The organism is Akkermansiaceae bacterium (assembly GCA_024233115.1).
Classification (GTDB): Bacteria; Verrucomicrobiota; Verrucomicrobiia; order Verrucomicrobiales; family Akkermansiaceae; genus Oceaniferula.
The window spans coordinates 776,739-788,154 of record JACKQB010000001.1 but is presented as its reverse complement, the minus strand read 5'-3'; the positions used below and the strand labels follow the sequence as shown (position 1 = coordinate 788,154).

Below are 11,416 nucleotides of genomic sequence, written 5' to 3'. Positions count from 1 at the left end.
ATCTGATAGCATACCTGTTTAAAATTCCGCCATGTACGAAGCAACCGGAAAAATTAAGGTCATTTTTGACACCCAGACATTCCCCAGCGGATTCACCAAACGTGAATTTGTGCTCACAGTCGGTGATGACAACTACCCTCAGGATCTCAAATTTGAAATGATCAAGGACAAGTGTACCTGGCTGGATCAATTCGAAGTAGGGCAAGACGCCACGGTCAATTTCGACATCCGCGGCAACGAGTTCAAGGGTAAGTACTACGTGAACCTGAACTGCTGGAAAATCCAAGGAGGTGAGGGCACAAACAGTGGCGGCAACCAGGCACCTGCGCAATCCGCCAGCAACGCCAACACCGAGATCGAGCCGTCACCGGATGATCTGATCAACGACGACATACCGTTTTAGTCGCGTTTTAGTTACAGGTCTACGGTATCACCGTGCTTTCCAGTCGGAGAAACCCTGAGTTCCCGCTCACGGCGATACTCGCACGGGCGCGACCATCCGCACCCACCACTGGCAACGGCTCAAGGGGAGTGAATCCTCCGAGCGTCGTCGACTGCGCTGGCACCAGAGTATAACGTGCCGATGCCGGCAGCCGCATCGGGTAGGCAATCTGCCACTGCCAGGTTCCATCAAGATCGACCGCTCCTTGTGTCACAAAGCCGGCATCATCCAGAGTCGGGTTCAAGCCGAGGGCAAACTCGAGTCCTGCCGGCATTCCATCGCCATCGGTATCATCAGCCACAGTCAAACCACCCAAGCCAAAACAAGCCATCCACGTGGCGAATGGCATATCGATTTCCGCTGACGATTTCCCAAGCAGGCCGCCTAACATTTCTGTCGCCGTCAAAGGCGCGATACCTGTTCCGTATTTTCTATTGAAGGCATGGATGAACTCATTGGCGATCACTGCCTGCGCATTCGTGTTAGGATGGAAATTGTTACTCATGGGGCCATTGAGCCAGACATAATCGAGATCACCGCTAATCGAGCCCGCATTGGCAAACGGGATCCCGTGGATACAAAGCGGCGCGGGGGTAAGTAACGGTAACGTTCCTGTGTAAATATCCGCGTAACCGATGTTCCGCGATAACGCGAGTGCCTTGAGCCGACTGTTCAAGTCGCGCAACACAGCGCTTACCCTCTCGGTTTTGACCGGATCCGGGGGATATGTCGCCTGCACGTCCGGGGTAATCCCCACATGGGGCACATTGGCCAGGACGATCTGGATGTTGGGGTTCAAACCTTGCACCCAATCTATGATGTATGCCGCATCATCGACAAAATCAGTGACAAAAGTCCCTGCTCCCTCGCCTTCATAAATCGTTCCGTAAACTTGGTTGATATCGTTCCCTCCAATAAAAAGGACCAGTCTCTCTGCGGTGTTTTCAATCTGGTTTTGAAGATCTTCCACGGCAAAATCCGAATCATCATAATCCGAAAAAGCCAGTGCTGAAGCGAGGGGCGCAAACGCGGGATTTTCCGCAAGTAGATCCAGGCCTTCGGCTTCGTTGTTGATAAATCGACGGAGTTGATCAATTTTCAATCCGGGTAGCGCCCAGTTATACTCGCGCCGAAAATAAAGGTCGACCGTGCGCGGTGGGAAAATGGACGCCAGCAGACTAATCTCATCGCTCCCGCCCTGGTCGAAGTATGCGTTTCGGAAAAGCGGATCATGCAAGATCTCGACCCAATTCCTCACCTCGGGGCCAAAGCCATCACCATAGGTGGTGCCAAAGATGGTTTCTTCAAAGCCAAACTCCGCCTCGTAAGCGAAGGTCAACGAATCCCCCAGGGTGACAATCTGCTCCGCCGCCACCGACGGGGTAACCATCGCCAAAAAACACGAACACGCGCGTGGGAGTAATTTTTGCATCCGTCACTTATAGTATCCGCCCCAAAACGCGTCCATTCCTTAATCACGTTAATGCATCGCCGCCAGGAGGTCGCTGAGTTCTACGGTGACCACGGTGGTCAGGGTATCGCTTTTCCCATACGGCAGGATCAATCGATCCCCATGGATAAGGGCGCCACAACTATAGACAACATTGGGTACGTATCCTTCACGACCATGGCCTTCGGGTTTTAACAAAGGCTCTGGCAATGCGCCGATCACTTTGGTCGGGTCATCCAGATCCAACAGGAGGGCACCCAGACAATACTGCCGCATAGGCCCCACACCATGGGTGATGACCAACCAGCCGTGGGGCGTTTCCAGTGGTGAGCCACAGTTCCCGATCTTGATATACTCCCAGGGATAGACCGGCTCCCGGATCAGGATCGGCGCCGACCAACGGTGGATTTCATCGGAATACATCAGAAAAAGGTTTTCATCATCCTGCCTGGACAGCATCGCGTAATGCTCACCTATTCTTCGTGGAAAAAGGGCCATCCCCTTGTTCTGCACCGCTGAGCCATGGAGGACGCGCGCCTTGAAATAGTGGAAATCCTCGGTCTCCATCAGCTGGGGTAGGATCACCCGACCATTATAGGCGGTGTACGTCGCGAAGTAGGTCACTGTGCCATCGTCGTCCACAAAACGGACGAACCTGGCGTCCTCGATTCCGTTGCTCTCATTGGTGGAGACCGGGAACACGATGCGCTCGGATAGCGGCACGTCATCCGAGAACGCGACATCATAGTTCGATTCCGCAAGCCAGTGTACCTGGTTCATGATGTGCTCGGTATTGTAGGCGGCATCCGTCTTACACCTGCTTGTTTCCAGGATGGCATTCGTCAACTCGTCCAACGAGAACAAGGGGCCCAGCTTCTCCATCACAGGGTTGATGCAGTTGTTTCCAATCTCGAGTTCCCTGAGTTTGTGGATGAAACTCACTTTCCTGTACTTCGGGTTTTTGCTTTTTTCCGGCGCGGTGACGAAGCCCGACACCGCGTCCATCTTCACCGAATAGTCGGCACCGACCACACCGGTCCTGAACTCGATGGACGAGATATGCCCCTCCCCCGTGGCCCGCAGACTCATAATGAACCTCAACTCCCCCTCCGCCAAGCCAGACTGGTCCGGGTGCGCAACAATGGACGGATTGAACAACGCGGCGGCTTCCAACGAGTATTCGTGTGAAAAGAGGGCACCTAGAAACATTTGCCGGTCCTGCGAAAGCGAGTCGGCGCCGGCAATGCGGCCGGATATCTGTGAGAAGCGCTTCATCCACACTTGCTCAATAGCCTTGTGCCTGAACCCGAAGTCCACGCGTGTTGTTTCCAGTTCCCGCACTACATCATCCTCGGCCATGCCCAAGGCCCTGGAAATAATGTTGTCCCAGCGGGCTTCTTCCCCGGGGTTAAAAGGCCTGACGAGAACCCTCAAAACATCGGGATAGAATTCCACCCCGGTTGGATGGATGGTTATACTCTTCATAAGCTGTATACTTGTTAGTTTTTCCGCTGGGCCAGTATCATCTCCACCAATGCCAGGTGACAGGCAATTGTAGACTCGGCTCCCTGGTTTTCATTGATGTGGTCGGCTAACAACGCATCATGACAGCCTCCAGTGACGCGGTCGTAAAGCTCGATGCCCAGGTCATTGTAACCGGTGTACCAGGCCATGCAGGTGGCTGCCTGGTCAGCCCAGCTGGGGTCGGATGTCGCAGCCTCTGCCTGCAAACAAGCAGAGACCATCGCGCTTGCCTCCAGTGATTGCTGGTCAAACTGCGCCCGCTCCCCTCCCTTTTGCCAGAACCCGTGACAACCGATGGGAGACAACCAGCCACCCTCGGATGTCTGCACTTCCACCAGCCACTCCAGGGTGTCCAGTCCAGCGGCCAATGTCTGCCCGCACTTCATATTCAACCCGCTCTGAATCAACGCCTGGGGCAAGCGTGCATTGTCGTAGGAAACCACCTGCTCGAACCACCTCCAGTCGTCCTCCACATTCGCGTGGTAAAGAGCCATCAGCGAACGCACAAGCTGTTCCCTCAACCTGATGGCCTCCCGGTCTCCGGGACAGCTGGCCAGGTAGGCATTCAACCCTAACAACCCGAACGCCCAGGCACGCGGCGAGCGCACACGGGCCAGCTGTTCCATACCGCGATGGAAGAGCATACCGCAGACCGACCGGTGACCGGAATCCTTGGTCTGTGACACTCCCGTTCCCACGGCCCACATTGCCCGGGCATGGCTGTCATCCGAGCCCTCGAGTTCCATCCATTCCAGACCACGACTCATGAAGTTGCGGAACCGGCGGGTCCGCGGTTCAAAGGCATCCCATAAAAACGCCAGGTAGGTTCCGGCCTTGGCGCAGAATGAAGCCTGGTCGGGACCACCGCTACCCAGGCCCTCTGCAAGCACGGTGAGAAGATAGGCCCGGGCATTGTCGTCGGCGCAATAACCCTCGGAATTATTCGGGACATTATGCACCGCGTGCTGGAATATTCCAAGGTGGCTGGTCATTTCCACCAGGTGCTTGAAATTCAGGGGCGGTAATACTTTGCTGGTTTTTCCCCTCTGCCCCACCACTCTGCCACTCCGCTGTTGTCGGGCGTGTTCGAAGGAGGCCATGTAGGCCCGTGCCGCATGGGGCCACGTCATGGCCCGCCCCATTTCATAGGCCCGCTTCCGGACGGAGGTCATCAGGCATGGATTTGTCAGATATTGATCCACTGCACAGGCGATCGCCGCAGGATCGGAAAACGGGACGATCAGCCCCCTTCCATCGGCAAGCAATTCCTCGGCGTGCCAGTAGGGCGTGGAGACAATCGCCTTACCCGCACCAAAGGCATAGGACAGGGCACCGGAGGTGATCTGGGCGGCATTGAGATACGGCGTGATATAGATATCCGATGCCTCAATCAGGTTGGTAAGCTCGGCCAGGTCCATAAACCTGTTCTCGAACTTGACGTGATCCTCCACACCGAGTTCGACCGCCAGGGCTTGGAGCATTTCACGATACACTTCCCCTTCATGGGCCCGCAGATGGGGGTGCGTCACCCCGGCGATCACGTAAACCACGTCAGGATGTTTGGCGATGATTTCAGGCAGTGCCTTGATCGCATTCTCCAGACCTTTGTTAGGTGACAACAGCCCAAAGGTGAGTAACACGGTCCGACCCAGGACGCCAAACTGCTCCTTGTTGAACTCAGGATCTAAAAAAGGGACATCGATGACACCGTGGTGGATGACATCCACTTTCATTTCTGAAATGCCGTACACCTCGCCCAGCATCTGCCTGCCGTGTTCGGCCATGACTACAAAGCGGTCGCACAAGCGGTTCAGCTCGTTCATGACGTGTCGTTGATCGTCATTGGGCTCGCGTAACACCGTATGCAGCGTGGCTACCACAGGCATCCTAACACTCCGCAACAAATCCAGAAGATAGACGCCTGATGGCCCGCCGAAAATACCGAACTCATGCTGCACAGAGAGCACTTCCACACCGCGCAAATTGAGGAAATCGGCTGCCTGCGTGTAATCCGTCCTGTTTTCCTGAAAAATTTCGTAGGCCACACAGCCGGGAAAATCATACCTCTGTTCCCGGTCGGTCATGGCCACTACCCGACACGCCGCCTGCGGGTACTCGCGGGCCACGGCGGCGCGCAAATCAGCTGTAAAGGTGGCAATACCACATTGCCGTGGGATGTGGCCGCCAAGAAAAGCCACATTTTGAATCCGGGGAGCCGCACTCATCTCTCAATCATCGGATCCGTTTCACCCATTGGAAAACCCGATCCGGTTTGATTTTCCAACCGGGAATGATGCGCGATCACTCCATTGACACACTGGTTTATTTCTCTCCAGAGTCAAGGGATTTCTAGCATGGAAAAAACCCGGTGGATGACCTCCACCGGGCTTGAATTTCCCGCAGGTGAATCGATCGGAATCACCTGCATCCGCGTATAATCACACTATCGGTCGACCCGTGCGCCGCCGCCGCCGATGATTTTCTCCACTTCCTTGAGTGACGCCATGGTGGTGTCGCCCGGTGTGGTCATCGCGAGAGCACCGTGCACGCAGCCGTAGTTGACCGCTTGTTGCGGATCGCCCTTGGTGAGGAAACCGTAGATGAGGCCTGAGGCGAAACTGTCACCTCCGCCGACCCGGTCGAGGATTTCCAATCCCGGGAACTTCATCGACTCGTAGAACTCGCCGTCATGCCATGCGATGGCGCTCCAGTCGTTGACGGTCGCGGTTTTCACAGCGCGAAGCGTGGTCGCCGTCGCCTGGAAGTTGGGAAACTGTGAGGTAGCCACTTTGATCATGTTTTTAAACGCCTCCACCGGGATGTGGGAGATATTTTCGTCCACCCCCTCGACCTCGAAGCCGAGGCAGGCGGTGAAGTCCTCCTCATTGCCGATCATGACATCGACGTACTGGGCGATCTCGCGGTTCACTTCCTGGCATTTTGCCAGTCCTCCGAAATCCTTCCAGAGCGACGGACGGTAGTTGAGGTCGTAACTGACGATGGTGCCATGTTTTTTGGCACACTTGACGGCTTCCAACACAACATCGGGAGTGGTGGCACTGAGGGCGGCAAAGATCCCGCCGGTGTGGAACCACTGGGCACCACGCTTGCCAAAGATTTCCTCCCAGTCGATGTCGCCCACCTTGAGCTGGCTGGCGGCGGTGTTGCCACGGTCAGGGCAGCCCACGGCACCACGGATACCAAATCCGCGCTCGGTGAAATTCAGTCCGTTGCGCACGGTGCGGCCAATGCCATCGTAGTCGACCCATTTAATCAGGTCGGTGTCGACGCCCCCCTGCAGGATGAAGTCCTCGACCATGCGGCCAACGGGGTTATCGGCAAAGGCGGTGACCACGGCGGTTTTCAGGCCGAAGCAACGGCGCAGTCCGCGGGTGACGTTGTATTCGCCGCCACCTTCCCAGGCTTGGAACTGGCGGGTGGTGTGGATACGACCCTCACCGGGGTCGAGACGGAGCATGACTTCGCCGAGCGAGACGCAGGCGTATTGACAGGATTCGGATGGTTTGATTTCGATGGACATGGGATGGGTTGGTTAGATTGGATTGTTAAATGAGAATTTATTCAATGGTGAAGTCGTTGGGGTACCATGGCTGCGCTCCACATTCTTTGGCGATCTCGTTGAAGGCGTCAATTTCGGCGGCGGAAAACAGGAGTCCACCAGCCTTTTCAACCCGTTTGGCCCACTGGGCTTCGAGTTGGCCGGGGAGCAGGCAGTTTTCGTTTCCGTGGCCAAGGATGTCGTCGATGACGGCTTTGACGTTTTCGATCTGGTTGCGGCCTTTGGCAAAGGCACCACCACTAACAGCATCAGGATGGATGACCTGGAAGTAGAAGGCGGGGGTGCGTTTTTCCCCTTCGGGGATTGCACGGCTGCGTAATGTCGGTAGGCTTCCGCCGATAAATCCACCGACGATTTCATTGATCAGGCTGAGACCATATCCCTTGTGAGCACCAAAGGGCATCAGGGCATTCACCGCGTTGGCATCGGTGGTTGGGTTTCCATCCTTATCAACGGCGGCATTCGGCGGCAAGGCGACGCCTTCACGCTGGAACTGCTGGACGCGACCCATGGCGAGCACGGACGTCGCCCAGTCGATCACGATAGGAAACCCGCAGGCGTCCGTGGTCGGAAACCCCCAGCTGTGCGGGTTGGTTCCGAGCGTTGGAAATTTCCCCATAAAAGGCACGACTTCCGCGAGAGCGGCGGTGCAGTTGGTGTAGGCGATGTAACCCCGCTTGGCGGCTTCCATGACGTAGCCCCCGCCCCAGAGGTAGTGGAAGGCATTATCCACGGAAACCTGGCCGATACCGTACTTGTCGGCAAGCTCGATGGCGGCGTCGATCGCCTCGTAGGCGGTTGCCTGACCGAGTTTTTTGTTCGCATTCCAGGTCTCACTGGCAGCAAAGCGCGATTCGATTTTTTCAATTTCCGCACCCGGCACACAGCCGTCGGCAGCGCTGCCGAAGAGGTGGTCGAGGTGCAGTGCCTTGATGGCATTGTGGGTGCGGATACCGTGCTGGGCGGCGAGATCGGAAAAGCGGGCCGCCTGCGCCGCTTCTTCAGCGGAGTAGCCCCGGTGTTGATAGGCTTTGACCACCAACTCGTTGTGTCTGGCAAATGGGACGATGTAAAATTGTTCGTACATGGGAGGGAATGGTGAGTTGTGACTGGTGAGTTGTGAATTTTTTCGCTGGATGACTCTAATCGTGTTAGATCAGGGCGTCGGGCACTGGAGCATCGTTGACCTGGGCAAGGGCGGGCTGGCCTTTGAGCAGATTGACGAGGTTCTGGGTCGCCATACCGGCCTGCCGCTGCACGCTTTCGTAGGTGCGTGAGCCCACGTGGGGGGTGATCAGGCAATTCTTGGCAGTCCGTAACGGGTGGTCGGCTCTGGGAGGCTCCTCGTCGAGGACATCAGCACCATATCCGGAGAGTTTTTCGCTTTCGAGAGCCGCGACGACATCGGCGGTGTTGATGAGTTCACCACGACCGCAGTTAATCAGCATGGCACCGTCTTTCATCAGCTTGATCGACTCGGCATCAATCATCTCGCGCGTTTCCGCATTGAGGTTGGTGTGCAGGGAAACGATGTCGCTGACCTTTAACAGGTCGGCCACACTGTCGGCGCGATCGACACCGTACTTGGCACAGAATGCATCATCCCAGTAGAGGTCATAACCGATGCATTTCATCCCAAAGGCCTGGGCGCGGACAGCCACCTCTTTACCGATGCGACCAAGCCCGACGATACCGATGGTTTTCCCCATGATCTCGTGGCCAGTGATGCGTTTCCAGCCTCCGGTAGCCACTGCGTTGGCTTGTTCCATCAGATGTTTGTTGAGGGCCAGCATCAGCATGAACACGTGCTCGGAAACCGTGGTGTGGTTCACCCCAGGGGTGAATGCGACTGGAATGGCTTTCTCCGTGGCGTAGGCGACATCGATTTTATCCACTCCAATGCCGTATTTGGCGATGATCTTGAGCTTCGGAAGCGCTCTATCGATAACCGCCCTGGTGATGTCATCATCGCCGCAGAGGAAGGCATCAATGTCATCGGGAAGTGCCAGCATTTGCGCCTCATTAAGCGGTCCACGCTCGCGGATAATTTCCGCTCCGGTGCTTTCGAGCAGCGCGTGATGATCGCCTGGGCAATCTTGATAGGATGTGGTGGATAGTAGGATTTTCATGGTTATTGTTGGTTTTAATAAATCGGTCAGATCAGACGGACAGGCCGGATCGTTCGTTGCTAGACTCCGGGGAACTGGAAATAGTTTTGTGCGTTCTTATAGCAAATACCTTCGATGAGTGCATCGAGAAGGTCTTGGTCATCGGGGATCAAGCCGGCCTCGACCTCCTGGCCGATGATACCGCACAGCAATCTGCGGAAGTATTCATGGCGCGGGAAACTGAGGAAACTCCGCGAGTCGGTGAGCATGCCGACGAATTTTGAAAGCAATCCCACACTGGACAGCACATCAATCTGGGTGCGCATGCCGTCGAGGGTATCCACGTGCCACCAGCCGGAGCCGAGTTGCATTTTTCCGGGGGTGACACCGTCCTGATAGCTCCCCATCAGCGTGGCAAGCGGGTAAAGCATAGCCGGGTTGATGTGGTAGAAAATACACTTGGGCAGGGCGTCCCCGGAGGCAAGGCTGTCGAGGTAGGCTGCCATTTTCCGGATCACCGGTTCATCAAGCATCGAGTCATATCCGGTGTCAGGCCCAAGCTGGTTGAACATCCGGGTGTTGTTGTTCCTGATCGGGCCGATGTGCAGTTGCATCGTCCATCCACGGGCTGCATTCCACTTTCCAACGTGCAGCATGATGTAGGTCATCCACTGTTCGGCTTCATCAAGTGCGATCAATTCCTCGCCACGAAGTTTTTGGTAGATCAGTTCTGCCTCCTCGTCCGGACATGGGATGAACGGGCAGTTTTCCAAGCCGTGGTCCGATAGGCGGCAGCCATGGTCGTGGAAATAGTCGTGACGGGCTTTCAGGGCGGCAATAAAGGCCTCCGCGGTATCGAGTGATTTCCCGGAAACCGAGGCCAGTTGATCCGTCCATGTGTTCCAGGCGCACAGATCCGTGGTGATCATCGCCTTGTCAGGCCGGAAGGTGGGAAACATCCTGGTGATGTGGCCCGAGCTGTTAAACGCCTGATGGTGCTCCAAGGTGTCGGTGGGATCATCGGTGGTGCCGACTGCACGGATATCAAATTTTTTACAGATGTTTTGCGTGGTGAAGTCCGACTCGGCAATACGGGCATTGGCAAGCTCCCAAATGGCATCGGCCGTTTTCGGACTCAGCACCAGATCTGTTCCAAAGTAGCGTTTCAGCTCCAAGTGGGTCCAATGGTGCAGCGGGTTACGCACAGTCTGGGGCACGGTGCGTGCCCAGGCATCGAACTTATCCTTCGGGTCGGCATCCTTTCCCGTGATGAGTGCCTCAGGCTCCCCGGCTGCGCGCATGGCACGCCATTTGTAGTGATCGCCACCCAGCCAGATCTCGGATAGATTGGAAAAACCGACATCGCCTGCCACTTCCGCCGGGGACAGATGGCAGTGGTAGTCCATGATCGGCTGGGATGCCGCTACCTCATGAAACAACCTCTCGGCGGTTTTGTTTGGCAGGAGAAAATTTTCGTGCAAGTAGCTCATCGTTTGCTGGTTAGATAGTCATCGAGGCAAAACCGCCATCCACGACAAGTTCGGCACCGCTCATAAAACTGCTGGCATCGCTGGCTAACAGAAGGGTGGCACCCACCAGCTCATGGGCTTCCCCAAAGCGGTTTGCCGGCGTGTGCTTCATAATGCTGGCCACGCGATCGGGGGTAAGGATCTTCCTGTTTTGCTCGGCGGGGAAAAACCCTGGCACGATGGTATTCACACGTACTTTTTTCTCCGCCCATTCGCGGGCAAGGTTTTTGGAAAGGTTGTGCACCGCGGCCTTGGTGGCGGAGTAGGTGAACACACGGGAAATGGGAACCACGCCACTCATGGAGCCGATGTTGATGATGCTGCCACCCTCGCCGCGATCAACCATGTATTTGCCAAATACCTGCGAGGCAAAAAGGACCGCCTTGAGGTTGGTGTTGAGAATGCTGTCGAACTCTTCCTCTTCGATCTCAAAGATCGGTGTCGGCGAGTTGATCCCCGCGCCGTTGATCAGGATGTCGACTTTTCCGGACTTGGCGAGAACGTTGTCGAGCAACTCCTGGATGGAGGCCTTGGAGTTGACATCCACTTTTTCAAAGTAGGCTTTTCCACCCGCTGCTTCGATGGTGGCGAGCCGTTCCCTGGCTTTTTCCTCACTGCGCCCGACCAGCACCGTTTCCGCACCTGCGGCGGCCAGGGCCTCGGCCATCGCACCGCAAAGCACCCCCGTGCCGCCGATCACCACGGCAACTTTGTTTTCGAGACTAAAGACTGAGCTAAGATATTCTGAAGGAGTCACAACCGGGTTATAGCAAAACATCTTTC

At 56.0% G+C, this 11,416-nt stretch carries 9 protein-coding genes; 1 reads left to right on the top strand and 8 read right to left on the bottom strand.

Features of this window, described 5'->3' with window-relative positions; translation table 11 throughout:
• Window positions 1-31 precede the first annotated feature (31 nt).
• The gene (locus tag H7A51_03300) at window positions 32-403 is read left to right on the top strand and encodes a DUF3127 domain-containing protein (GenBank protein ID MCP5535244.1); all 372 of its coding nucleotides are present in this window, start codon (window positions 32-34) and stop codon (window positions 401-403) included.
• A 19-nt stretch (window positions 404-422) separates the two neighbouring features.
• On the opposite strand, the gene H7A51_03295 is transcribed toward H7A51_03300, so the two are convergent.
• From H7A51_03295 to H7A51_03260, 8 genes are all read right to left on the bottom strand, one after another.
• The gene (locus H7A51_03295) at window positions 423-1,874 is read right to left on the bottom strand and encodes an SGNH/GDSL hydrolase family protein (protein MCP5535243.1); all 1,452 of its coding nucleotides are present in this window, start codon (window positions 1,872-1,874) and stop codon (window positions 423-425) included.
• A gap of 48 nt (window positions 1,875-1,922) precedes the next feature.
• Window positions 1,923-3,377, bottom strand: coding sequence for a glycosidase (locus H7A51_03290; protein ID MCP5535242.1), 1,455 nt, complete (start codon window positions 3,375-3,377; stop codon window positions 1,923-1,925).
• A gap of 14 nt (window positions 3,378-3,391) precedes the next feature.
• Window positions 3,392-5,641, bottom strand: coding sequence for a glycosyltransferase (locus H7A51_03285; GenBank protein MCP5535241.1), 2,250 nt, complete (start codon window positions 5,639-5,641; stop codon window positions 3,392-3,394).
• A 218-nt stretch (window positions 5,642-5,859) separates the two neighbouring features.
• Window positions 5,860-6,957: a sugar kinase gene (locus H7A51_03280; protein MCP5535240.1), complete on the bottom strand. Its 1,098-nt coding sequence runs from the start codon at window positions 6,955-6,957 to the stop codon at window positions 5,860-5,862.
• Between the two features lie 37 nt (window positions 6,958-6,994).
• Window positions 6,995-8,083: an Ldh family oxidoreductase gene (locus H7A51_03275; GenBank protein ID MCP5535239.1), complete on the bottom strand. Its 1,089-nt coding sequence runs from the start codon at window positions 8,081-8,083 to the stop codon at window positions 6,995-6,997.
• A 64-nt stretch (window positions 8,084-8,147) separates the two neighbouring features.
• Window positions 8,148-9,125 (bottom strand): phosphoglycerate dehydrogenase, encoded by a 978-nt coding sequence (locus tag H7A51_03270; GenBank protein ID MCP5535238.1) that lies wholly within the window; start codon window positions 9,123-9,125, stop codon window positions 8,148-8,150.
• Window positions 9,126-9,184: 59 nt separating this feature from the next.
• Window positions 9,185-10,594 (bottom strand): glucuronate isomerase, encoded by a 1,410-nt coding sequence (uxaC, locus tag H7A51_03265; GenBank protein MCP5535237.1) that lies wholly within the window; start codon window positions 10,592-10,594, stop codon window positions 9,185-9,187.
• Window positions 10,595-10,604: 10 nt separating this feature from the next.
• Window positions 10,605-11,390 carry an SDR family oxidoreductase gene (locus H7A51_03260; GenBank protein MCP5535236.1) on the bottom strand — a complete coding sequence of 262 codons (786 nt, stop codon included), beginning with the start codon at window positions 11,388-11,390 and terminating at the stop codon, window positions 10,605-10,607.
• Window positions 11,391-11,416: the final 26 nt, after the last annotated feature.